Here is a 22,831-nt window from a genome sequence, read left to right on the forward strand (position 1 = left end):
AGGTTCATTTGTTAGATTGGGCCTATTGCCTTAAGTTTGACATTAAATTATATTGCTTCTGCAATTATTATTTACCTATAAAACTAAAACAAATGCCTGTTGCTTACTGCCAAACCCCACTTGGTATAACCCGCATTACCGAAGATGAAGATTTCATTTCGGCCGTTTCGGCATTAAATGAGGATCACGATATTACCCCGGCGCCTACCTCTCTTTTACAAATGGCCATCAATCAGCTTAATGAATATTTTGCGGGCACCAGGAAAATATTCGATCTGCCTATAAAACAACCTGGCACCGCTTTTCAGCAAAAGGTATGGGAGCAGTTAATGCTGATAAACTACGGCAGCACAATCAGCTACGCGCAGCAATCAGCATTGATGAATGACCCGCTTGCTATAAGGGCTATCGCCGCGGCAAACGGCAAAAATAATTTATGGATAGTAGTACCCTGTCACCGGGTTATTGGCTCAAACGGCAGTTTAACCGGCTACGCCGGCGGCCTTTGGCGCAAGCAATGGCTGCTTGAACATGAGGCCCGCGTTTTAGGTGTAGGACAAACTAAACTTAACTTTTAATATCTCACGCTCTGATCTTTAATAACCGGTTCATTTTTTCGTGCAGTTGAAACGGTTGAAATGGCTTTGCAAGCACATCATTCATCCCGGCTGACAAGGCTTCTTCCTGCTCATGGTCAAAGGACGATGCCGAAAGCGATATAATAGGCACACTTCTTTTCGGTTCGTCAAATTCAACGCGTATAATACGGGCGGCTTCGTACCCGTTCATTTCGGGCATGTGGGTGTCCATTAGTATAATGTCATAATCTTTAGCACTAAGCCTATCCAACACTTTACGTCCGTTATCAACCATTTCAACCTGCACATTCCAGTCCTTTAATATTTTAGCCAGCATAAATTGGTTTACCATATTATCTTCGGCTACCAAAATGCGTATATGATCAAACGGGGCCAACACGCGGTCTGTTTTATGTTTCACCTTTTCGGGTGGGGCAGCGGCAATGGTATGCCAGTTTACGAAATCAAATACACTTCCTTTTCCTAACTGGCTGCTTACTGCAAGTTCACCGCCCTTTAATTCGGCAAGCTTTTTAACAATGGTTAAGCCAAGGCCGGTACCGCCGTATTTGCTCACAGTATCTTCTTCGGCCTGTTCAAACGATTCAAAAATCTTATTGATCCTGTCGGCTGGCACACCAATGCCCGTATCTTCAACGGTGTACTTTAGTTTAACCTTATCATTGTGCCTTTGTAAAACCGATACCTTAAGCTTTACATAGCCCCTTTCAGTAAATTTAATGGCGTTACTAAGCAGGTTCATCAGTATCTGGTTTAGCCTCAGTGAATCAACCATCAGGTTTTCGGGTATATCCTTGTCTATCTCCAATATGAACTCAATGTTACTTTCATCGGCCCTAAACTTAAGCAAGTCATAAACAGATTTGAGCAAACCATGTATATTGTTGGGGGTGCGCACAATATTGAATTTGCCGGCCTCTATTTTTGAAAGGTCGAGCACATCGTTTATTACGCCAAGTAATGATTTTGATGATGTTTCGAGCAGGTCGAGCATCCCCTTTTGTTGTTCGTTTAAATCGGTCCTGAGCAGCAGGTTGGTTATGCCAATAATACCATTAACAGGGGTGCGCAGTTCATGGCTCATGTTGGCCAAAAAAGTTTCTTTCACTTTTTTGCTGTACTCTGCATGTTCTTTTGACTTGATCAGCTGTTCCTGGTAACTTTTTTGCGGAGAAATATCACTAATATTGATAAAGATGGTCTTATTATGATAGGAAGCCCGGCACTCCACCCATATCACGTGTTTATCAAATGTTTCAAACTGTAATTCAAAAACAGCAAAACTCAAGCTGTCTTTAATAATTTCGCCCAGTTTTTTACGAAACGTTTGCCGTTGCCCGTCAACAGCCAAATCAACTATGCTTTTACTCAACAGCTCCTGGGCCTTAAAACCCATAATGTTTTCAACCGCAGGGTTAATATCATTGATACGAAGTGTTTGCGCATCAACCGAGCAAATAATATCGGCTGAATTCTTTACAACAATGGCAAAGTTTTGCAGCTCCTGGTTCTTGAGTTTGATTTCGGCCTGACTGCGTGCCAGGTGCACAAATGAATCAACCTTGGCTGATGTTATGTACGGATCAAGCGGTTTGTAAAGATAATCAACAGCTCCTGTACCCAGGCCCTTTACGGCATACTTGGCCTCTTTTGATATAGCTGTTACAAATATCACCATGATATCCCTCGTGCGCGGATTTGATTTCAGCATTTCTACCAGTTCAAAACCATCCATTTCGGGCATTTGAACATCAACCAGTGCAATGGCAATATGTGTTTCCCAGGCTATTTTAAGGGCTTCATTTGGTGATGTTGTTGAAAATATACGAATATCCTCGCGCTTTAATAATGCTTCAAGGGCTATAATATTCTCCTCTCTGTCATCAACAATAAGAATATTAACTGGGGTCATTGAATAAATTAATTAATATAAGGTTGACTATTATGTGTGTAAAAAATTAAATATTTCGTCTGTTCTCAATACATACTCAGCAGCACCTATCTTGATGGCTGCTGCTGGCATTTCGTCCATTTCAGCATCCATTGGGTGCTGCGCAATGGTAACAGCTCCGTTATTTCTCAATTTAAGCATGCCTGCTGCCCCATCATGGTTCGCGCCCGATAACAAAATGGCCATGCATTGTTTTTCATAAATTTCAGCAGCACTTTCAAAGGTTACATCAATTGATGGTTTTGAATACCATACCGCTTCTGAAACATCAAGGCTAAAATACCCTTCTTTTTCAATTAACGTATGATAATTTGCCGGTGCTATATAGATCGTATTTTTTTTAAGAACGTCTTTATCCTGTACCTCGCGCAGTTTCATATTGCTGTGTTCGGCAAAAAGCTTTTCTATTTCGCTAAGAAAATTCCTTTTACGATGAATAACAATGATCACTATCTTATCAAGATTGGGCGGCAGACACTTCACTATCTGGAACAAAATTTTAAACGAACCCGCCGAACCACCTATCAATAAAACTTCGGTAGTACGCCAGCGTTCGATTAAATTTTTATCAGGCCCCAATTTTTTGGTATATATTTTCTTTTTGATTGATCACCCTAAATTTCTTCTTAAAAGCATCAGAACGAATAGTTTCTTTGCTGCCCAAACATAAGTAACCGAGCGGGCACAAACTTTTATAAAACAGTTCCAGAACGCGTTCCTGGAGCACGGTTTCAAAATAAATGAACACATTGCGGCAGCTAATAAGCTGAAACTCGTTAAAAACGTCGTCAGATACTAAATTGTGTACCGAAAACAGGGTGTTCTGCTTCAGTTCGTTATGTACAGACGCGGCATCATACAACATTGTAAAATTATCAGATATTGATCCTTTCAGCCCCGTTAACTGATAATTCTCGGCATAGCTTTTAATGTTGCGGAGACTATATATGCCTCTGCGTGCTTCCCTCAGTACTTCGGTATTAATATCAGTACCGTAAATAAATGATTTTTTGCTGAGCCCTGCCTCGCGCAGCAATATGGCAAGCGAATAAACCTCTTCGCCCGTTGAACAACCTGCACACCAAACCTTGGCATGCTGATAAGTTGACAGGTAGGGCACAACCTGTTGGTTTAACGCCGCGTAAAATGACGGATCGCGAAACATCTCGGTAACGTTCACAGTAATTTCTTCCAAAAAAACCTGAAAAAAATGCTGGTCATTAACCAGTATATGTTTCAGGTCATAAAATTCCAGTTTCTTAAGCTGCATTATCCTGGTAATCCGTCTTTTTAACGAAGCCTTGGTATAGCCCGAAAAATCAAACCCGTGTACCCTTTTTACCAGGTCAATAAGCTCAATTATCTGAGGGTGCGTTATAATAACTGCAGTATCGCTCATATCAACTTTCCATCCACAATTGCATTAATGAAATTAGCCTGTCAATATCAACCGGTTTGGTAATATAATCATTGGCACCAGCCGCTATGCACTTTTCCCGGTCGTCTTTCATTGCTTTTGCTGTTAAAGCTATTATAGGCAGCTTTACCCATTTGTTTTGCTTCCGTATATGCCTTGTAGCTTCATAACCATCCATTTTAGGCATCATGATATCCATTAGTACAATATCAATATCAGCAACCTCTTCCAGCTTGGATATCGCTTCTTCGCCGTCGTTGGCTATTTCAACAACAAGGTCATGACTTTGCAAGGCGCTGCTCAGTGCAAAAATATTACGCATATCATCGTCAACAATAAGCACCTTTTTACCCTTTATGGCTTCCTTGCCCTTGGTTGGTAATTTTGCTTTGCCGAACGATGCGCTTTGATCCTGATGATTGTCTGCTGAGCCACTGATCTTGTTCAGGAAAAGGTTTACTTCGTCGATAAGCCTGTCGGCAGATTTATTTGTTTTTACTACCATGGCATTGGCATACTGCATAAGCCTGTTAACTGATGTTTTATCAAGCTCCATAGCGGTGTTCACAATTACTGGCAGCGCAGAAAAACGTTCTACTTCCTTGATCTTATCCAACAGGTCGAGCCCTGATATGTCTGGCAGGTTCAGATCAAGTATCACGCACTGGTATTCGTTTTCATGCAGCATTCTAAAAGCCGACTCGCCATCAAACGCCTGGTCAACCGTAATACCCTGGCTTTGCATCATCTCTTTTAAAGCCTGGCTTTGGGCTTTGTGATCCTCAACCAGCAATATCTGTTTAAACCGCGTACCGCTTTGCAACATGATATCTGCGAAGAGTTTATCAAGGGTTTCGGTATTTATTGGCTTTTTAAGAAAACTGATGGCCCCTTCGCGGCGTACACGGTTTGCGGCCGCCTCACCTGCCGACATTAAATGTACAGGGATGTGCATAGTTTCCTCATCGCCCTTCAATTCCTTTAATATTTGCCATCCGTCTTTGCCCGGCAGCATAATATCAAGTATCACAGCATCGGGCCGGTTTTCTTTTATGGCTTCAACAGCGTTTGTACCTTCGTGCACCATAACCGATTTGTAACCGTGATCACGGGCGTAATCCTGCAATATGTTGGCAAAGTTCCTATCGTCTTCTACAATAACAACAAGCGGATCACGATTACCATCATGAGTAAATTTAGCCGGTTTTAAAAATGAGGCTTCAGGATTAAATGTTTGTGCCGTTGGCAAAATATCCTCCTGCACCGCTGTTTCCTGCCGTGCAGCGAAAGGAATAGTAAGCACAAACTCGCTGCCTATACCATGCACGCTGCTGAGACTTATACTGCCGCCAAGCAGTAGGGCCAATTCACGGCTTATTGATAAGCCCAAACCAGTGCCTCCGTATTTACGGCTGGTTGAGCCGTCGGCCTGCTGAAAGGCTTCAAATATAATACGCTGCTTTTCTGGAGGTATGCCTATACCTGAATCTTTTATGGCAAAGCTAATTGTATTTTCTTTTTGCCCCAACGTTGCATTAATGGAGATTGAACCGTTTTCGGCGGTGAACTTAAACGCGTTTGAAAGCAGGTTTTTAATAACCTGCTCAACCCTTACCTTGTCGGTAAATATGGTTTGAGGTACGTTTTTGGCTATGCTGGTTGTGAAATTGATGCTTTTGTTGCTGGCAACCTGGGCGAAAAGCATTTCCATATCATTCAAAATTTCAGATACCCTGATATCTTCATTTTGCATCTCCAGTTTACCCGATTCAATTTTTGAAAGGTCCAGTATATCATTGATAAGCGTAAGCAGATCATTACCGGCATTAAAGATCACACTGGCATACTTAACCTGGTCTTCAGAAAGGTTGGCCGGTTTGTTATCTTTCAATATGCGGGCCAGTACCAATATGCTGTTTAACGGTGTGCGCAGCTCATGGCTCATATTGGCTAAAAACTCCGATTTATATTTACCGGTGGTTTCCAGCTCGTCAACTTTCAGGTTAATGGCGGCACGGGCCTGTTCAATGGCCTGGTTCTTTTCTTCAAGCAGGCTTGCTTTTTCTTCAAGTTCGGCATTTATGGTACGCAACTCTTCCTGCTGCACGCGCAGTTCTTCTTCTGATGCCTGCAACATTTCTGTTTTGTTCATCAGCTCTTCGTTGGTAACGCGCATTTCTTCCTGTTGAGCTTCCAGTTCCTCGGCCTGTTGCTGCGTTTCTTCAAACAGGTCATGCATTATGGTACGTGCCTGCGCTGTATTAACAGCAATGCCTATATCATTGGCCACAGCCATTAAATAGTCATAACTATTTTTGTTAAGCTCGCTGGCATATGCTATTTCCATTACGCCTTTCAGTTTTTTATCAAAAAAGAAAGGAATAATAATATTTTCGGTCAGTGTTTCCTTGATCACTGACGATTCCAGATCAAGCTTTTCGTTCAGCTTACCTTTAACAACCGCGGCCTTCTGGTCCTTAGCCACCTGCCCTATCCAGCCTTCTGATAACTGGATGGTTTTTTTAATAAACCCGGGATCATGAAAAGCGTATGAGGCATAAAACTCCAACCGCTCATTGGTTTCATTATACAGGTATAATGTGCCAGCTGCCGCTTTGGTATAAGCGCAAACCTCAGTTAATATATTTCCTGATAGTTCTTTTTCGCTCTGCTGGCCCTGCATTGTATCATTTAGTTTGCCTGAACCTGTTAGCAACCAGTTTTTGGCTTCGTTTTCGGCAATTACTTTATTGAGCTCAGTGTTGGCTATTTTAATTTCGTCTTCTATCTTTTTCTGCCGGTCAAACGTTGACTGTATGTAAAAGAACAGTATCAGGATAACGATCAGAAATACGATAGAACCGCTAACAATAACCGTTACGATGGTATGTGATGCAGCTTGTGAATTTTCTTTACGCAGGGCAAGCAGCCTGTTCTCTGTTGAAATTAAATGAGCATTGATCATACGGATATTATCCATATTCTCTTTGCCGTTTAAAAACATATGGTTTTGCAGCATGTAATCAAGCCCATTATTTTTACGGGTCTCGATATTGTTTTTTAAAATTAAAAGCTGGGACGTTACCAGTTTCTTTATAGAATCAACACGTTTATGCTGGATTGGGTTATCCCTTATCAATTCCTGCAGGCTATCAAGATAGGCAGTAACGTTTGGCAGGGCAGCCTGATAAGGTTCAAGAAACGCGTTGTTCCCGGTAGCTGCAAACCCGCGCATACCGGTTTCTGCATCAACCAACTGTTGCAACAGGTCTTCGGATGTATTGATAACTTTTTGTGTATGTTCAACCCATTCGTCGTCCTCCTCAAATTTTCTAATGCTATTGTAAGATAATATGCCAACCGCTAAAACAAGAATGATGGATACTATAAAGCCAGCTAATACTTGCTGGCGAAAAGAAAAGTTTAACATGCAGACGTATTTATTTATCTAACACAAATATGTTTAAAAAAAATCTTTTTTACTATTATACGGGCTAATAAACATTAAGTAATAGTAAACATACGAATAAACATTTAAGCAATATTTTTTTCGTCGCCGGCTTCGGGGCTTTTAATATATATCCGGTTTATTGGCCAGTGCGCCCGCAAGTGCAAGTACAGCTCCCGAAAACAATACATACCAGCCCCATTTAAACTTGATTTGCCTGGCTAAAAAATTTTCAAACTTATGAAAAGGGATGAAGCTAAAAGCAAAGTGAATTTTTAACAATGAAGCAATAAACAGCATTACTACCAGGATCAGCGATATCCATGCTGTTGCCCGTATAATTTTTGGCTGATTTAAAAATGAGGCCGCAATGCCAATTATGGCTACCAGCAGCAATACCAGGCCATACGGTTGGTTAAGCTGGTAAACATTCCAGCTAACAATATGAAAGGGGCGCAACAAAGGGCAGTAGGTACCTGCAAAAAGCAAAGTAAATCCCACAAACGACAAAATTGAACTGATGCGCATGGTTATTGCTTTATTTCCATTTTATCGGCAAAGTGAGCACAATAGTCGCGCAGGTCCTCAACAATATTTTTTTCGCCTGTGGCACGTAAAAAACTATCGCCCATGGTTTGCAGGGTTTCATAAAAAAAGCGTTTCATTTCATCAACGGGCATATCTTTTGTCCAAAGATCAATGCGCAGGGTGTTTTTATAGTTCTGGTCCCACAGTGCCAGCATCATCGATTTTACAGGTAAAGCCTCCTTGTTTTGCGCATCTGTTGATTCCCACATAATGGTTTCAGGTACATTGTTATCATCAAGGTTAATGGTAAGCTTTATTTCAGCAGTTTTCATCTATTAATCTGTTTTAAAAGTAATTAGTTTTTCAAGCTGCAAGTATCCTAATTTTTGATCACCCCGCTTATAATGGTTTTGTAATTATTTAACCAATAAAAATATAATAACCACCAGGGCTATAAAGCATAGCTCAACTATCCACAATTTTTTAAGCTGAGCAAAAAAGTTACGAAATATCAGGTCGAGAAAAAAGACAACCACTGCAAAGAGTACAAATATCCAGCCTATGGTCCCCTTCCAGCTTTCCAGCGGACGCCCGGCAATATGCGCCCCATATATCCAGATGTAGGCTGCTGCCAGAATAAAAAACGCAGTGGCAAAATTTAAAGGGGTAATACGAAGTTTCATGAATATTTGATTATTGAGTTTTTGAGGACCAGTATTTGCCCCGGTTTGTAATTAATGCTTTTTTCTGAACGATCGGCTTTTTGAACCGCCTTTAGGCGCTTTTGAACCAAATTTTGCTTTTTCTTTGGCGGCATCGAACTTTTTACGCTGGTTAAGGGTTTTCTTTTCGTGAAAGGCTCCTTTAAACTCAGGGTCCTCTTTGCGCTTCTGCATGTCAATTTCCTTGTTCTGCTCCTGCCGCTCGTTGTAACCGGTTTCTTCCACAAAAACGTCGTCAGGAATGATTGATACCGGGATAGTTTGCTTGATCAGCTTTTCTATCTTTTTCAGGTAATATTCTTCAGACGGCCCGCAAAAGGTGATGGCCACGCCTGATTGTAATGCCCTGCCTGTACGGCCTATGCGGTGCACATAATCTTCAATTACAACAGGCACGTCAAAGTTGATGACATGGCTTACATCGCTCACGTCAATACCGCGCGATGCCACGTCAGTAGCCACTAAAATTTTCACCTCATCGTTCTTAAACGAATTGATAGAATTGATACGGGTATTTTGGCCTTTATTGGCATGCAGCACCCTTACCTCCTTTTCGCCAAACTTGCGCAGTAGAAATTTGTAAACATCCTCGGCCGCTACGCGGGTTTTGCAAAAAATGATAAGCTTGGTAATATCCCCTTCCTGATCAAGCAGCTTTTTGAGCAGGTTTATCTTTGTTTTAACGTTGGGCACATGGTATAAATGCTGGGTTACCGTTTGTGCCGGGGTAGCCTGCGGCGTTACTTCAATAATGGTAGGGTACTCCAAAAAATTATTTGATAGCTCGTGGATCTTATCGCTCATGGTGGCCGAAAACAACAAATTTTGCCTTTTAACCGGCACCACTTCCAGTATGCGGTTTATCTGGGGCATAAAGCCCATATCCATCATTTTATCAGCCTCATCTAAAACCAGCACCTGCAGGGTTTTAGTTACGATGTGACCGGCTAGGTAAATATCCATAAAACGGCCAGGGGTGGCCACAATAATATCAACACCTTTATTGATCTGTTCAATTTGAGTTTTGGGGCCTAAGCCGCCATAAAGCACCACAACCCGCAGATCGGTATTGGCGGCAAACGTTTTTACATTTTCCTCTATCTGCATGGCCAGTTCGCGCGTTGGCGAAACAATAAGCGCCCGCGGATTATCACCCTGTGCATATTTCAGCTTCATGATAATGGGTAATACATAGGCTGCCGTTTTACCGGTGCCGGTTTGCGCTATACCCATAACATCCTGTCCGTTTAAAATAGGCGGGATGGCTTTTTGCTGAATGGGCGTAGCTTCGGTGTAACCAGCATCAGCTATCGCATTCAATATTTGCCGGTTAAAATTAAATTCATCAAAAGTTACAGCCATGCCGCAAAGATAGGATTTTGAAAGATAGATATGAGATGTGAGATTTGAGATGGAAATTGTAACGTTGAATACGGAATGTTGGATATCGAAGTGTCGCGGTGAAAATTAGTTTTAATTTATATGCTAAATTTGCAGCATTTAAATCCCAAATCGAAACATCCCAGATCTGAAATCAATATATGGCAAACATCCTCATCAAAGCAGCAACCGTAGTAAACGAAGGCCGGCAATATGTAACTGACATACTGGTAAAAGATGGTTTTATTGAACGGATAGATGCTAACATCGATGTTCATGCCGATGAGGTAATCAACGCAGAAGGTTTGCACCTGCTACCAGGTTGTATTGACGATCAGGTACACTTTCGCGAGCCGGGCTTAACGCATAAGGCCAACATCTATTCAGAATCGCGTGCGGCCGTGGCCGGGGGTATTACCTCCTTTATGGAAATGCCCAATACTGTGCCCAATACTTTAACACAAGACCTGCTTGAAGACAAATACCAGATAGCCTCGCGCAACTCATTGGCCAACTATTCGTTTTTCATGGGCGCATCAAATGACAATCTGGACCAGGTATTGCGTACCAACGCTGCCAATGTTTGCGGCATTAAGGTTTTTATGGGATCATCAACCGGGAATATGCTGGTTGATAATCCCAATACATTGGATAAGCTTTTTGCGCAATCGCCCATGCTGATAGCTGTGCACTGCGAGGATGAAGCCACCGTTAAAAGAAATCTGAACCATTACAAAGAATTGCTGGGCGAAAATATCCCGGTTAGACTGCACCCCATCATCAGGAGCGAAGAGGCCTGTTACCTGTCATCGTCATTAGCGGTTGAACTGGCAAAAAAGCACAACACGCGCCTGCATATCCTGCATATATCAACAGCAAAGGAAACCCACCTGTTTGATAACAAAATAGCCCTAAAAGATAAACGCATTACCGCCGAGGCATGCGTACATCATTTATGGTTTACTGATGCTGATTATGAAACCAAAGGCAATTTTATTAAATGGAACCCTGCGGTGAAAACTATTAATGACCGCGACGCTATTTTGCAGGCTGTACTGGATGGACGCATAGACGTTATTGCTACCGACCATGCCCCGCACACCCTCGAAGAAAAAGCGCTCCCCTACCTGCAGGCGCCATCTGGCGGACCACTGGTGCAACACGCCTTGCCAACCATGCTGCAACTGTATCACCAGGGTAAAATATCCCTTGAACAAATAGCCGAAAAAATGGCCCATAATGTGGCTACCTGTTTCCGGATTGACAGACGCGGCTTTATACGCGAAGGTTACTGGGCCGATCTGGTGCTGGTGAATTTGAATAAACTCTGGAACGTAAACAAAGACAATATTTTATACAAATGTGGCTGGAGCCCGTTTGAAGGGATTACTTTCGATTCAAAGATTGCTTATACTTTGGTGTCGGGCAATATAGCTTTTGCTAACGGAAGTTTAATTGAAGGTAACCATGGTAACCGACTGAATTTTAACCATTAATAAAATAGTTTAATTCTAAAATACAGAACTTTCTGGAGTAAAAATAGCGAAATTTCTATCCTGAATGTATTCAAAATAGTGAAGTTGCAGGCCTCCGAAGCTTGAGACTGTCGGAGGTATATACACACAGATGAAGGCATTTTACTTTATTCCCACATAGATCTCCACCCGCGTATCTTCCGGATTTTGGGCTTTGACTCCGTATACGTCAAAGTCGGTACTGAACCTGCGGTTAAGGTTGCTGTTCCATATATGCTGCCAGGTTTGCGCCACGCGGCCCGATACCCAGCTTTTAGCTGTATATCGTGTATAAGTACCCGGAGCTATAGTAAGGCTAATGAGGCCCACGGGAATGTTATCAAGCGAGTTTACCCGGCAACCCAGTACAGCGGTATAGTAGCCGCTGTGGTCTGTTTCATAGTCGGTATAAACACAGTATACTTCGTCGCTTATCCTGTCGGCAATTTGCAGTAAAATATTGTCGTCCATAAAACGACACCAAAGTTCATCGATGTCTTTTTCTGCCTGCCCGTTCTGGTTGATGGTTCGTACTGAGATACCCAGTAAAAAGAAACCCTTTATATGTGTTTTGTGCATAATTTCAAGTTATCACTTTTTGTTATATTGATATATAAATAACTTTAGGTCAAAATTTTACAATATTTATATAAATAATTAATTTATACTAATTGTCACTCAATCATTTTTCTTAATCCTCCAAAAACACCTTGCCAATTTTGTTCCGAGTGTTCCTTTACTTCCTGGTTTTTGATGTTATCCTGGGTGATATGCAGTGTTGTTTCACCATTATTTTCGGTAAGCCGATAGGTAATATTAGCATAATTTTCAGGCTTATCTTCGGTACCGCTCATACTGCTCCAGTAGGTATACTTTACAAATTTACCCGGATCAATATCCAGTATGGTTCCATGATCGCGGTACTTTTTGCCATCCCACTCACCACTAAATACAATAGGCTCCCCTACCCTCCAGCTTGATTCCAGGGTAGTGCCAAAAAAGTATTCTTTTACCATCTCAGGATCAGTAAGACCCTGCCATACTTTTGATGCCGGAGCTTTGAATTTTAATTCGGTGTTTAATGTTAGCTTTTCCATAGTGTTTTTATTTAAAATGAGACACTTACTGCCATCTTGTCTTTTGATAACCATATTCCAGGCGAATAATTTTACCCACAAAAACACGACCATAACAGCTCGTTTTGCTTTAGTTAAACAAATTAAACACCGGGTAATGACAACCCTATGTCAGCAGGAAAAACGAAGGCCTAAATGTTTTTTTGAGCGATGGCCGCGGTTATGGTTTTAACCTTATCAACTAAAGCCCGTGGTTGTATGATTTCGGCACAGTCGCCAAACATCATAAACCACCGTGCAAAGCCTTCAATAGATGAGGTTAAAAAGGTCATTTCAATCTTATTTCCAATGGCTTTTTCAGATACAAAACCGCTGTAGTATTTTTGATAATCGAGATGATGGGATATCTCTTTATCAACCCTGATAACAACCGTTTCCAGCTGCTTTTCCTGGGCGGTTTGGGCTATGTATGCTTTTAAAGTCGGGTGTTTACTGCCATTGTAATTAATATCAGTAGTGATAATTTTGCGGATCCTGTCAACCCTGAAATCGCGGTAATCATTACGTAAACGGCAATAAGCAATTAAATGCCAAAAGCTGTCCAGAAAAAAAATGCCAACAGGCTCTACATCCCGCTGGGTGAACTCCTGGCTATGGCCCGCAAAGTAATCCATACGTAAAAGCCTTTTTTGTACAATGCTATCCAGTATGGTTTGTATATGGTCAGTATTATTGCCGGCCCGTTTCTGGCTATGGCTTTTTAACACTTCAATACTGCCATCAAGGTTCTCCAGTGCGTCTTTTTCGGCAGTTTTTAATATGGCCCGCACCTTAAACATTGCCGACTGGTGGTGCTTCATTGTTGTGGTATCCGTTAGCTTTTCAACAAATTTTTCGGCAGTTAAAAAGGCGGTCGCCTCCTCACGGGTAAACATTACCGGTGGTAAACGGTAACCATCCATAATGGAGTAACCCACACCGGCCTCGCCCATGAGCGGAATACCTGCTTCTTCAAGGGTTTTTACATCACGATATACGGTACGCAAGCTAATATTAAAGCGTTCGGCAATATCAGATGCTTTTACTACCCTGCGAGATTGTAGCTGTATCAAAATAGCCGAAATGCGGTCGATGCGGTTCATAACATCAAATTAAGCAAAAAACAAACTACCTTTGGGTAAATATTTTATTTATCGCTATGGCTAACCAACCAGATGATAAGATCATAACACTTGAAAGCTACTATGATGTGATGCTTGCACACATTATACGCACCAAACTTGAAGACAACGGCATACCCTGTTTTATCGCAGATGAAAACATTATAGGCGCCAACCCGCTGTATAACCAGGCGGTAGGTGGCATTAAGCTCAAAATATTTGAGCGCGATCTTGAAAAATGCCGCGAAATACTGGCAGCGCAGGGCGATCTGCATGATCAGGACCATATAGAAGTTGATGAGGAATCAAATCATGTAATTGTATGTCCGTTTTGCGCGTCGACCAATATTGGCCCCGCCGATCCGGGTAAATTCTCTTCTTTTCTTTCATCTGTTTTTCCGTTTTACAATACCAAAGCCTGGCACTGCTTTAACTGTCAGCAGGATTTTGAATAAAAAGCGGCAATCACCTGCCGACTTTTAAAAAACATATCAAAACACCATATAAAACGTTTTTATAGCGGTTTTTTTTATATTAGCGCTATGTATAACCGCCGTAAGTTCATTCAAATATCAGCCGCTGGTGCTTCGCTGGCAGCCTTGTCACGTTCTGCTATAGCAAAAACAATTTCCTCAGGTTCAGCTACTAATTTTCCTATCGTTATATCAACCTGGGATTTTGGTATTATAGCCAATAAAGGTGCCTGGAAGGTACTGTCAACCGGTGGCCGGGCGCTCGACGCGATAGAAGCCGGTGCAAGGATACCCGAAGCAGAGGATATTACCAATCATACAGTTGGCCGCACCGGTCTGCCTGATCGTGATGGCCGTGTAACCCTGGATTCATGTATCATGGATGAGCTTGGAAATTGCGGATCAGTTGCTGCCATGGAAAATATTGCCCACCCCATATCAGTAGCCCGTTTAGTGATGGAGAAAACCCCGCATGTAATGCTAGTTGGCGATGGCGCTACCCAGTTTGCTGTAGAGCAGGGCATGAAGAAAGAAAAATTGTTAACACCTGAATCGGAAAAAATATGGAAAGAATGGCTTAAAACGGCTAAGTACAGCCCGGTAATGAACATTGAGAACGGCAGCAAACCAGGTGACAAGTACAATCATGACACCATAGGCATGCTGGCTATTGATGCCAAGGGCAATATATCGGGCGGCTGCACTACCAGTGGTATGGCATTTAAGTTGCACGGCCGTGTTGGCGACAGCCCAATAATAGGCGCTGGCTTATATGTTGATAACGAGGTAGGCGGCGCTACATCAACCGGAGTAGGCGAAGAAGTGATCAGGAATGTGGGCAGCTTTTTGGTGGTGGAACTGATGCGCCAGGGGCTTTCGCCAGAGGATGCGTGCAAAGAGGCGGTACGCCGGATCATTAAAAAGAAACCCGAAACAGCAAAACAGATACAAGTTGGTTTTTTAGCCATCAATAAAAAAGGCGAATATGGTGCTTATGCTATACAAAGCGGATTCTCTTTTGCAGTTTGCAACGCACAGCAACAGGATCTTTTGATAAAAGGGAAAAGCTTTTATTGAGCCAAACCTAAATACAATTGATCCGGCTTCGCGGTAACAAATACAGATACGGTAAATGCCTTTTGCTGCCATTATCTTTTATCTGTGGACTATGACTAACTAATTAATAAACTAACTATAAATACCCCAAAACTATGATCAAACCCGTTTCCCTTGAAGTTTGCGCCAACTCTGTCACCTCTGCTTTGGCCGCCCAGGAAGGCGGAGCTGTGCGGGTAGAGCTTTGCGAAAACTTAAAAGAAGGCGGTACTACCCCATCGCACGGGCAAATATTACAGGCCCGCCGTATGCTGCACATTAAGCTATATGTTTTGATACGCCCCCGCGGAGGCGATTTTTTATACACTCACCTGGAGTATGACATTATGCTGGCCGATATCAGGTACTGCATTGAGGCCGGCTGCGATGGCATTGTAATAGGCATATTGAATGCCGATGGTACCATTGATAAGGAACGCTGCCTTGAAATGGTGCGCCTGGCCAAACAATGGGGTTTGGGTGTTACCTTTCACCGGGCGTTTGATATGTGTGCAGATCAGTTTCAGGCCCTTGAGGACATTATTGAGATGGGATGCGAACGCATACTCACCTCCGGCGGTAAAACCACCGCTATTGAAGGCGCTATCATCATTAACCACCTGGTTGAGAAAGCAGCAGGCCGAATCAGCATCATGCCGGGTAGCGGTGTTACCGAGGCCAATGTGGCCGATCTGGTGCATTTTACCGGTGTATCCGAAGTACATTCATCGGCCCGTGTACATGTTCAAAGCAAAATGCAATATAAAAATGAATCTATTTTAATGAGCAATGAACCCGGCGATGAATATAGTATGGATGTTACCAGTGCTCAAAGAGTAAAGGAATTGGTACGGCTGGCTAATAACAACCGACCGAAGGGAGCTCATTAATACAATTAAAAACAGTTCCCGGCGCTTTTCTAAAAAAACGTAACCGGTAATACCAGCTCGATCCGGTTGCGGCCGGTGCCTCCAAAAAAGTCATCATCAAGCAGGCGGCTGTATCTGATGCCGAATGATATGCTGTTCTGGTTAAAAAATTTGGTATCAAAAAACACCCCGGCACCGGCTGAGCGGAAGTTTTGCTTAAAGTTGCTGCCGTTGGTAAAAAAGTTATCGGCAGTTGCGCGGGTGTAATCAAAAAACAGCAACCCTCGTAAACGCAGCAGGTAAACAATATTGCCAAAGCCGGCATCGGGATAGGCAAAAGGAAAATGATAGTTTAAGCCAATCTTGTTCATCTCATCCAGGCTTTCGGCGGTATAACCTTTGCTAAAGGGGAAATTGTTGGAGAACCCTATTACATTGTTTTTGCCCTTTTGCTGATGGGCCACATTGACCACCAGGCTATGATTGGTAACCAGTCCCGGAAAATAAAATGTACCCGATGCCAGCAATTGCGTAGCCCCCGCTCCTGTTATAGCCGATTTATAATTCAGGCTAATACTCTGAGCCAGCCTCGGATATATATTTTGCCGTGCCGCCTGGGTTTGGTTGCTAAACGATATCGTATTGTTCAGATAGGCATAACTTCTGTTATTAAACCGCTGGGCGTTCCCCTGCTGAAAGTTGGTTTGGTTAAAATATACATCGCTTCCAAAAGTAAGGCCGGTTAAATGCTTGCCTGCACTAAAATTGAGCGGCACCTGCAGCCCTCCGTGTATTGATGTTTCGTTCCAATATACATAATTGCCTTTGTAAAATTGCCGGCGGTCTAAAGTATAGTCAACGCCGCCTGATATGTAAGGAAACAATGCCCCATAAATAGCGTCAAAGCCAAACTGTTTGTAACCCTCATTACGGTTGTAGTCAAATGACAGTTCGGATTGAAAGGTGTTCAGCACGTTTTCCCCTGTAATGGCAAAGGAATAATTGGGGTCGCTGATGTTGGGGATAATACTATGAAAATTGAACAGGCCATGCCCTTTTGAATAATTGGTAACCGGTAGTGGTTTATCAATCACATTGGAAAGCATATTGGCTGATGAATCTCTTTCAAGCGCCTTGATACCCATGTCAGGGAGATAGTGCACATACTCACTGCCTGCGGCTATCCATTTAAGGTCTTTTTTATTTACTTGGTTTATTTGGTAGCCTGATGCTGTAAAACCTACCCAAGCCAGCTTATTATCTGCAATTGCAGGTTGATAATAGCCAATGGAGCTAACCTTTTCGGAAGGCAGCAGTTCATAAAACTGGTTAGTATTTAATTTCAGTACAAACAACCTGTCGTTAATATCCTCAGTCCGGGTAAAATAAACATCGTCATTTTTAACCGTGACAAAACCTATTGGCCTAAAGCTAAGGGTCATTAAGTACTTTGTTGCGCCTGTTGCTATATCAATCAGGGCCAGGGTCATTTTGCCTTCTGCATCGCGCACGGCGGCTATCAGCTTATCATCACCATAAAATTGGGGATACGTATAAAACAACTTTAGCGGGTTGGGTAATGCGTTAATAAGTTCGCCATTGATATTTAGTAAATGCAGTTCACTTACTCCTGACGTGGCCACCTGCGCTGCTACGATCCGTTTCCCATCGGCACTAAAAGCCGGCGAAAAATATTTTGTTTTGTTGGTGATGCGGTGCTCTTTGCCTGTTTTTATATCAAGCAGCATCAGTTCGCTGTAATTACGGTATCCCCAGCGCGGGTCAGGGCGGTAACTGGCGTATACTACTTTACCGTCATGATAGTTAAAATAGTTGTCTATAGAGTATGACCTGGTGCTGATGCGGCGTTCCTTATTTCCTGTTTTTATGATAAAGGCGGGTATATGGTCATACGTACTTTTCATATAAATGAGCGTACTGTCATTAATATAGGCTGGATATTCCCTGTCGGCATCAAAATGTTTTGGGGCGTCGGAGGGAGTTTCAACGTTTATGTCGCTGCCGGCAAACTGTTCTTTAAAATAACTGAGCCCATTATTGGTAAATGTTTTAAAATCTTCACCGGTATATTTCTTCACAGCCTTTTGAAAAGGATAAAATCCCCCCTTAAAAGCCGCGGCGTCGTGCGTTACATTTTTCCAAACGTTATCGCCATATTGCTCGCGACCGTACGCAACCAGCATATACCCTAACGGATAATGATCAGGTACAAAATCACGATACGACCCATTGCGTAGTTTCATGTAACTGTAATTTTTACCGGCTGCCCATAATGCCCTGTAACCATTAAAAAAATATGGAATACGCCCCCGGCCCTGTTCGCTTACATGAGTTTCATTAAAAACAGCATCCCCCTCAAAAAACCAATTAGGTACTGATAGATCATTACCCAGGGCTTGTCCGCCCTCGCCAAACAAAATATGCAAAGTGTGCGACAGGCCTACGTTGAAATTATTATACTGCTGTACATGCCTGAATTCATGAATGGCCAGTTGCCGCGGCCAGGGCAGGCTGCCAATGTCAAAGCTGTTTTGTTCGGGCGTTAAAAAAAATTCGCTCCTGAAGGGGGCCAAACCCACATAACCATTGGCCACCGTGGTTTGGTTTTGCAAAACTATGCTCACCTGTTTTTGCTTAAACCCTATGGTTGGTTTTATTAAACCGTTCATTTGCTGTATGATGTTTGCCACGCCCACTCCTGCAGAATCCATTCCGGCCGGAAAAATAATTTTGGCGGCGGGTGTGTTAACCTGCTTCCATTTTAATGATGGCGGATTGCCCCCAAACTCCTGCGCCCTGGTTATGGTTGCAGCCAACAACAGCGCCGGCAGCAACAGTTTTTGTAAAGTTTTGTAAACGGCAAAAGGCTTATTCATTCGGGGCTCAAAGTAAGTACAATTTGTAATTTAAACAATCAGTTTAACAAATTGCGGTGTGTGCTTCATCTCGCTTAGCCTATGTTTATTTTCTTTTAAAATAATTTAAAATGTTTTCAACCCTCAATCGTCTTTATCTTTAAAGAAGTAAAAAGTTGATAACCGCAACAATGCCCGAAGACAAGAACAGTCATATTATACATACTATAAAAGAGTATGGTAAAAACCTGTTGGGGTTTATCCGCCGTAGGGTAAAAAATGATGCTGATGCCGAAGACATACTGCAGGATGTTTGGTACCAGTTTAGCTCTGTGATCAACTCTGAACCTATTGAACAAACCAGCGCCTGGCTTTACCGGGTAGCCCGCAATAAAATAACAGACAAGCATAAAAAGAAATCAGAAACTCTGCTTGATGATATGCTAACCGGCGAAGATAGCGAGGATGATGCGGTTGACTTTAAAACGATACTATTCACCGAAACCAGTACTCCGGAAACCGAGTATTTGCGCAATTTGTTTTGGGATGAGTTATTTATGGCGCTTGATGAATTACCATGCGAGCAAAAGGACGTGTTTATATGGCATGAACTTGACGATCTGTCGTTCCAGGAAATAGCGGATACTACAGGTGAAAAGATTCAAACACTGGTGTCGCGCAAAAGATACGCGGTACTGCACTTGCGCAAGCGTTTGCAACAATTGTATAAAGAAATAACAGAATATTAAACGATAACCTGTATAAAGCAGGCTATTAAGAACATTAAAAATCAAGAAAATGAAAAAAGTATTTTATAGAGGGCGTTTTATATTTATTCCGCTGGCAGTTGCCGCCTTCCTGTCGCTCATCAGCTTTGTAGTGATGCAGTTATGGAATAATTTATTGCCTGATATTTTGCATGTAGGTACAATTACATTTTGGCAGGCTATGGGGATATTTGTTTTGTGTAAAATTTTATTTGGCTTTGGTAAAGGCGGGCGCCCGGGCTGGGGTGGCGGCGCGCCATGGATGCGCAAACGCATGGAACAGCGCTTTAAGAATATGAGCCCCGAAGAACAGGAGAAATTTAGAGCTAAAATGCGCGACCGCATGTGCCATTGGGAAGGTCATGGCCCGGGCTTTGGCAAATTTGGCCGCCAATGGGACGATTATAAAACTGAAAAGGAAGAAGAAAAAAAAGATCAATAACAAATTAATCTGCCTGATTATGGATGTGCTGGTATTTTCAACAAGCGTTAAAGAACCGCGACAGGTGAGCAAGGTAACTACCCTGCTCACCAAAGTTCCGGCTATTGCTCAATGGAACTTTGACCTGGAAGATTGTGATAACATATTGCGTATTGTGTCCAGTGACCTGTCGCCCCAATACATTGAATCTCTTTTGCAAAAAGCCGGCATTCATTGCCAGGAGCTGAAGTATTAGTATAATATATCATGACAGCCGCTTTAGAAAGAAAGGTTATCCGGTGGATGCATATTATATTAAGTATCCCGGTTGTTGGTTACATATACGGACCAGTAGCTAACCTGCCACATGCCGCTATCGCCGTAAAATGGGTATTTTTCCCGGTGATAGTACTATCTGGCTTTTGGCTGTGGAAAGGGCATTGGTTTAAAAAGCAGTTAAAAAAGCTTTAATGGAACCAACTACTTACCTTTTGCCGGGCTGTTGATCTCTATCCAGTATCCGTCAGGGTCCTGAAAATATAGCTGCAATACCCCGTCCTGTCGTAAAGTGGGTTCCTTGCTGTCGCCTTTCCAGTTATTATAAGGAATGTTCATTGCGTCGAGCTTTTTGGCAAATTCCTTAACCGAGCTTACTGTAAAGCAAAGATGTTCGGCTTTTTCGTGCTTACCTGTACAGTCGCCCTGTATGGCGTGCAGCTTGACACCATTGCCCAGGCTATACCACTGGTGTACGGTATCGGCAAACGGATTTGGCACTTTTTGCAAGTGCATTACATCGGTATAAAAAGCTGTACTTTTTTTAAGATCATGTACGCAAATAGCTATGTGGTCAACTACGGGCACCGCGTCGGTGCCGGTTTGTGCCTGGCAAAACATCGGTAAAATAAAAGCCATGAAGAGTATTGCGAACTTAAGCTTACGCATATTTATATTTGAATTGAAAAAAGATGTCATTTCTTTAGGTTTTAAAAGCTAAAGATATACTTTTAAACGCCGCATTAAAAAAAGCAAGGAAATTGTTACTTAAAAGAAATCTGTGCGTTAATATCACGGACTGATACAAAATGTATGGTGTTATTCCTGTTCCAGTCATCTATGTCAATTAACCCCGGGCGGGTTTGATAGTGACCATTATCATTAGGGCACTTAACCACGTATAATCCGGCCGAATCAGCCTCGATAACAGGACGCGCCCCGCAAATTTTACAAAACTTGCAGCAAATTGATTTGGGTATGGTTAAATAGCCAGGCATATTAGTTATTACGTGTAAAGGCATCGCGTTGTTACCTTTATTATCTAATTTACTGTATAAAACAGGTATTTGAGCAAACGCATTTTATTCGTTTTGGGGAGTGTTATATTTACTTTTATTAAAAGTATATTTATGTCGCAGGCATCAGAACAACACCGTTACCCAAGCACACTTTCCTTTATTGTTTTATTTTTATCAGTAATTGTAATTTGGTTAAGCCTGATACTCCAATTCTACATATCTATACCAGCTTATATGAAAAATGGATGGAGTCTTGTTGGTGTACTGGTACAGTTATTTAGCTTTTTCACCATTCAATCCAACCTGCTGGCGGGCTTGGGACTAAGCGCTTTATTATTAAACCGATCCACAACAGTTTATAAATTTTTCTCCCGCGGATACGTGCTTACCGGTATCGTTTTGTATATAACGGTTGTAGGTTTGGTTTACAATATCATATTACGTAGTTTATGGCATCCTGAGGATTTATTTAAAGTGGCCGATGAGTTACTGCACTCTATTAATCCGATATTGTTTTTTGTTTGCTGGTTAATTTTTTCACCAAAAGAAAAATTGAAATGGGCACAATCATTAAACTGGCTATGGTTTCCGTTTTTATACCTTATATATACACTTATCCGCGGCGCCGCTACCAACTTTTACCCTTACCCTTTTATAGATGCGGGAAAGCTTGGTTATTTTACTATAGCAATTAATTCCCTGGTATTACTTGTTGTTTTTTTGGCACTGGGCTTACTGCTTATCCTGTTAACCCGTGCTTTAAGCAAGCAAAATAAAGCGTAAAATAAAAAAAGGAATGCCCGGCTTATTGAGCCGGGCATTCCTTTTTATGGTGTATTAACAGTTTAATTTATATATTGATACTTAATCGTTCCACAGATAACTTTTGTGTACAGATCGGGCCAATTTATTTTCGATAAAAAAATCTTCTTTTTGCAGGCACTCATTGGTGTTTATATCTTCGTCTGCATTAACTTTTATTACGCTGCCTGCCACTTGCTCAATTATGCTTGATAAAGTAGTTACTTCGCTGTCTGGTATTTGGATTGTTAATATTGCCATAATGGTAGATGTTTAATTGTTTAACGTTTAAATTGATAATTCAAAAATATGCAATTGTAATTAGTACTATGTTTAAAAAAAGTAAAATTTAAGCCATTTTATAATGACATTTTTGCGTTTTTTGCATTTTATAATAGTAAAACGTAATCATTGCAATATCTATTATTGCTGCTGCAAC

General features: G+C 42.0%; 24 protein-coding genes. 10 read left to right on the plus strand and 14 right to left on the minus strand.

The window, feature by feature from the left end; translation table 11 throughout:
• The first annotated feature begins 92 nt into the window (after positions 1–92).
• Positions 93–578: a methylated-DNA--[protein]-cysteine S-methyltransferase gene (locus tag J2W55_RS21895; protein ID WP_310101157.1), complete on the plus strand. Its 486-nt coding sequence runs from the start codon at positions 93–95 to the stop codon at positions 576–578.
• Positions 579–582: 4 nt separating this feature from the next.
• Here J2W55_RS21895 and J2W55_RS21900 read toward each other — a convergent pair whose 3' ends face one another.
• The 8 genes from J2W55_RS21900 to J2W55_RS21935 form a co-directional block, all read right to left on the minus strand.
• Complete coding sequence (locus J2W55_RS21900) at positions 583–2,511, minus strand: hybrid sensor histidine kinase/response regulator (protein WP_310101160.1); 1,929 nt, start codon at positions 2,509–2,511, stop codon at positions 583–585.
• 30 nt (positions 2,512–2,541) lie between these two features.
• The gene (locus J2W55_RS21905; protein ID WP_310101165.1) at positions 2,542–3,129 is read right to left on the minus strand and encodes a chemotaxis protein CheB; all 588 of its coding nucleotides are present in this window, start codon (positions 3,127–3,129) and stop codon (positions 2,542–2,544) included.
• A complete protein-coding gene (locus J2W55_RS21910; RefSeq protein ID WP_310101169.1) occupies positions 3,119–3,949 on the minus strand; it encodes a CheR family methyltransferase in 831 nt (276 codons plus the stop codon). Before J2W55_RS21910 ends, J2W55_RS21905 begins: the two co-directional genes overlap by 11 nt.
• Before the next feature lies 1 nt (position 3,950).
• Positions 3,951–7,397, minus strand: a complete 3,447-nt coding sequence (locus J2W55_RS21915) for a response regulator (protein ID WP_310101172.1) — start codon at positions 7,395–7,397, stop codon at positions 3,951–3,953.
• A 141-nt stretch (positions 7,398–7,538) separates the two neighbouring features.
• Positions 7,539–7,943, minus strand: a complete 405-nt coding sequence (locus J2W55_RS21920; RefSeq protein WP_310101174.1) for a hypothetical protein — start codon at positions 7,941–7,943, stop codon at positions 7,539–7,541.
• A gap of 2 nt (positions 7,944–7,945) precedes the next feature.
• Entirely contained in the window at positions 7,946–8,275 is a 330-nt protein-coding gene (gene gldC / locus J2W55_RS21925) for a gliding motility protein GldC (protein ID WP_310101177.1), read from the minus strand.
• A gap of 84 nt (positions 8,276–8,359) precedes the next feature.
• Complete coding sequence (locus tag J2W55_RS21930; protein ID WP_310101179.1) at positions 8,360–8,626, minus strand: hypothetical protein; 267 nt, start codon at positions 8,624–8,626, stop codon at positions 8,360–8,362.
• A 51-nt stretch (positions 8,627–8,677) separates the two neighbouring features.
• Positions 8,678–10,027 carry a DEAD/DEAH box helicase gene (locus J2W55_RS21935; protein WP_310101182.1) on the minus strand — a complete coding sequence of 450 codons (1,350 nt, stop codon included), beginning with the start codon at positions 10,025–10,027 and terminating at the stop codon, positions 8,678–8,680.
• Positions 10,028–10,206: 179 nt separating this feature from the next.
• Between J2W55_RS21935 and J2W55_RS21940 the strand changes: the two genes are divergently transcribed.
• Complete coding sequence (locus tag J2W55_RS21940; protein WP_310101185.1) at positions 10,207–11,541, plus strand: dihydroorotase; 1,335 nt, start codon at positions 10,207–10,209, stop codon at positions 11,539–11,541.
• Positions 11,542–11,682: 141 nt separating this feature from the next.
• Here the strand turns inward: J2W55_RS21940 and J2W55_RS21945 are convergent, their stop codons facing one another.
• From J2W55_RS21945 to J2W55_RS21955, 3 genes are all read right to left on the minus strand, one after another.
• On the minus strand, positions 11,683–12,138 hold the full coding sequence (locus tag J2W55_RS21945) for a GyrI-like domain-containing protein (protein WP_310101187.1): 456 nt from the start codon (positions 12,136–12,138) through the stop codon (positions 11,683–11,685).
• Between the two features lie 95 nt (positions 12,139–12,233).
• Positions 12,234–12,656, minus strand: a complete 423-nt coding sequence (locus tag J2W55_RS21950) for an SRPBCC family protein (RefSeq protein ID WP_310101190.1) — start codon at positions 12,654–12,656, stop codon at positions 12,234–12,236.
• 170 nt (positions 12,657–12,826) lie between these two features.
• Entirely contained in the window at positions 12,827–13,777 is a 951-nt protein-coding gene (locus J2W55_RS21955; RefSeq protein WP_310101193.1) for a helix-turn-helix transcriptional regulator, read from the minus strand.
• 56 nt (positions 13,778–13,833) lie between these two features.
• Here J2W55_RS21955 and J2W55_RS21960 point away from each other — a divergent pair, with 56 nt between their 5' ends.
• From J2W55_RS21960 to J2W55_RS21970, 3 genes are all read left to right on the plus strand, one after another.
• On the plus strand, positions 13,834–14,250 hold the full coding sequence (locus J2W55_RS21960; RefSeq protein ID WP_310101196.1) for a putative signal transducing protein: 417 nt from the start codon (positions 13,834–13,836) through the stop codon (positions 14,248–14,250).
• 87 nt (positions 14,251–14,337) lie between these two features.
• Entirely contained in the window at positions 14,338–15,345 is a 1,008-nt protein-coding gene (locus tag J2W55_RS21965) for a glycosylasparaginase (protein WP_310101199.1), read from the plus strand.
• Positions 15,346–15,479: 134 nt separating this feature from the next.
• A complete protein-coding gene (locus tag J2W55_RS21970) occupies positions 15,480–16,253 on the plus strand; it encodes a copper homeostasis protein CutC (protein ID WP_310101202.1) in 774 nt (257 codons plus the stop codon).
• A gap of 29 nt (positions 16,254–16,282) precedes the next feature.
• Here the strand turns inward: J2W55_RS21970 and J2W55_RS21975 are convergent, their stop codons facing one another.
• Positions 16,283–19,129, minus strand: coding sequence for a hypothetical protein (locus tag J2W55_RS21975; protein WP_310101205.1), 2,847 nt, complete (start codon positions 19,127–19,129; stop codon positions 16,283–16,285).
• 155 nt (positions 19,130–19,284) lie between these two features.
• Between J2W55_RS21975 and J2W55_RS21980 the strand changes: the two genes are divergently transcribed.
• The 4 genes from J2W55_RS21980 to J2W55_RS21995 are packed head-to-tail and all read left to right on the plus strand — an operon-like array spanning position 19,285 to position 20,767.
• A complete protein-coding gene (locus tag J2W55_RS21980) occupies positions 19,285–19,857 on the plus strand; it encodes an RNA polymerase sigma factor (RefSeq protein WP_310101208.1) in 573 nt (190 codons plus the stop codon).
• A gap of 49 nt (positions 19,858–19,906) precedes the next feature.
• Positions 19,907–20,317, plus strand: coding sequence for a hypothetical protein (locus J2W55_RS21985; protein WP_310101211.1), 411 nt, complete (start codon positions 19,907–19,909; stop codon positions 20,315–20,317).
• Positions 20,318–20,336: 19 nt separating this feature from the next.
• Positions 20,337–20,552 carry a hypothetical protein gene (locus J2W55_RS21990; RefSeq protein ID WP_310101213.1) on the plus strand — a complete coding sequence of 72 codons (216 nt, stop codon included), beginning with the start codon at positions 20,337–20,339 and terminating at the stop codon, positions 20,550–20,552.
• 11 nt (positions 20,553–20,563) lie between these two features.
• The gene (locus J2W55_RS21995) at positions 20,564–20,767 is read left to right on the plus strand and encodes a hypothetical protein (RefSeq protein WP_310101216.1); all 204 of its coding nucleotides are present in this window, start codon (positions 20,564–20,566) and stop codon (positions 20,765–20,767) included.
• Positions 20,768–20,776: 9 nt separating this feature from the next.
• Here J2W55_RS21995 and J2W55_RS22000 read toward each other — a convergent pair whose 3' ends face one another.
• Positions 20,777–21,211 carry a VOC family protein gene (locus tag J2W55_RS22000; protein WP_310101219.1) on the minus strand — a complete coding sequence of 145 codons (435 nt, stop codon included), beginning with the start codon at positions 21,209–21,211 and terminating at the stop codon, positions 20,777–20,779.
• 491 nt (positions 21,212–21,702) lie between these two features.
• Between J2W55_RS22000 and J2W55_RS22005 the strand changes: the two genes are divergently transcribed.
• Complete coding sequence (locus J2W55_RS22005) at positions 21,703–22,374, plus strand: Pr6Pr family membrane protein (protein WP_310101222.1); 672 nt, start codon at positions 21,703–21,705, stop codon at positions 22,372–22,374.
• A gap of 81 nt (positions 22,375–22,455) precedes the next feature.
• On the opposite strand, the gene J2W55_RS22010 is transcribed toward J2W55_RS22005, so the two are convergent.
• Positions 22,456–22,653 carry a hypothetical protein gene (locus tag J2W55_RS22010; RefSeq protein WP_310101224.1) on the minus strand — a complete coding sequence of 66 codons (198 nt, stop codon included), beginning with the start codon at positions 22,651–22,653 and terminating at the stop codon, positions 22,456–22,458.
• Positions 22,654–22,831 lie beyond the last annotated feature (178 nt).

It is taken from the genome of Mucilaginibacter pocheonensis (assembly GCF_031456535.1).
GTDB lineage: Bacteria > Bacteroidota > Bacteroidia > Sphingobacteriales > Sphingobacteriaceae > Mucilaginibacter > Mucilaginibacter pocheonensis.

What these genes read in the sequence shown, in the direction of transcription:
- J2W55_RS21935 (WP_310101182.1), bottom strand. Translation starts at nt 10,027, where the DNA reads ATGGCTGTAACTTTTGATGAATTTAATTTTAACCGGCAAATATTGAAT.
- J2W55_RS21900 (WP_310101160.1), bottom strand. Translation starts at nt 2,511, where the DNA reads ATGACCCCAGTTAATATTCTTATTGTTGATGACAGAGAGGAGAATATT.
- J2W55_RS21990 (WP_310101213.1), top strand. Translation starts at nt 20,337, where the DNA reads ATGGATGTGCTGGTATTTTCAACAAGCGTTAAAGAACCGCGACAGGTG.
- J2W55_RS21930 (WP_310101179.1), bottom strand. Translation starts at nt 8,626, where the DNA reads ATGAAACTTCGTATTACCCCTTTAAATTTTGCCACTGCGTTTTTTATT.
- J2W55_RS21975 (WP_310101205.1), bottom strand. Translation starts at nt 19,129, where the DNA reads ATGAATAAGCCTTTTGCCGTTTACAAAACTTTACAAAAACTGTTGCTG.
- J2W55_RS22005 (WP_310101222.1), top strand. Translation starts at nt 21,703, where the DNA reads ATGTCGCAGGCATCAGAACAACACCGTTACCCAAGCACACTTTCCTTT.
- J2W55_RS21910 (WP_310101169.1), bottom strand. Translation starts at nt 3,949, where the DNA reads ATGAGCGATACTGCAGTTATTATAACGCACCCTCAGATAATTGAGCTT.
- J2W55_RS21970 (WP_310101202.1), top strand. Translation starts at nt 15,480, where the DNA reads ATGATCAAACCCGTTTCCCTTGAAGTTTGCGCCAACTCTGTCACCTCT.
- J2W55_RS21985 (WP_310101211.1), top strand. Translation starts at nt 19,907, where the DNA reads ATGAAAAAAGTATTTTATAGAGGGCGTTTTATATTTATTCCGCTGGCA.
- J2W55_RS21960 (WP_310101196.1), top strand. Translation starts at nt 13,834, where the DNA reads ATGGCTAACCAACCAGATGATAAGATCATAACACTTGAAAGCTACTAT.
- gldC (WP_310101177.1), bottom strand. Translation starts at nt 8,275, where the DNA reads ATGAAAACTGCTGAAATAAAGCTTACCATTAACCTTGATGATAACAAT.
- J2W55_RS21940 (WP_310101185.1), top strand. Translation starts at nt 10,207, where the DNA reads ATGGCAAACATCCTCATCAAAGCAGCAACCGTAGTAAACGAAGGCCGG.
- J2W55_RS21995 (WP_310101216.1), top strand. Translation starts at nt 20,564, where the DNA reads ATGACAGCCGCTTTAGAAAGAAAGGTTATCCGGTGGATGCATATTATA.
- J2W55_RS21920 (WP_310101174.1), bottom strand. Translation starts at nt 7,943, where the DNA reads ATGCGCATCAGTTCAATTTTGTCGTTTGTGGGATTTACTTTGCTTTTT.
- J2W55_RS21950 (WP_310101190.1), bottom strand. Translation starts at nt 12,656, where the DNA reads ATGGAAAAGCTAACATTAAACACCGAATTAAAATTCAAAGCTCCGGCA.
- J2W55_RS21915 (WP_310101172.1), bottom strand. Translation starts at nt 7,397, where the DNA reads ATGTTAAACTTTTCTTTTCGCCAGCAAGTATTAGCTGGCTTTATAGTA.
- J2W55_RS22010 (WP_310101224.1), bottom strand. Translation starts at nt 22,653, where the DNA reads ATGGCAATATTAACAATCCAAATACCAGACAGCGAAGTAACTACTTTA.
- J2W55_RS21895 (WP_310101157.1), top strand. Translation starts at nt 93, where the DNA reads ATGCCTGTTGCTTACTGCCAAACCCCACTTGGTATAACCCGCATTACC.
- J2W55_RS21955 (WP_310101193.1), bottom strand. Translation starts at nt 13,777, where the DNA reads ATGAACCGCATCGACCGCATTTCGGCTATTTTGATACAGCTACAATCT.
- J2W55_RS21945 (WP_310101187.1), bottom strand. Translation starts at nt 12,138, where the DNA reads ATGCACAAAACACATATAAAGGGTTTCTTTTTACTGGGTATCTCAGTA.
- J2W55_RS22000 (WP_310101219.1), bottom strand. Translation starts at nt 21,211, where the DNA reads ATGGCTTTTATTTTACCGATGTTTTGCCAGGCACAAACCGGCACCGAC.
- J2W55_RS21965 (WP_310101199.1), top strand. Translation starts at nt 14,338, where the DNA reads ATGTATAACCGCCGTAAGTTCATTCAAATATCAGCCGCTGGTGCTTCG.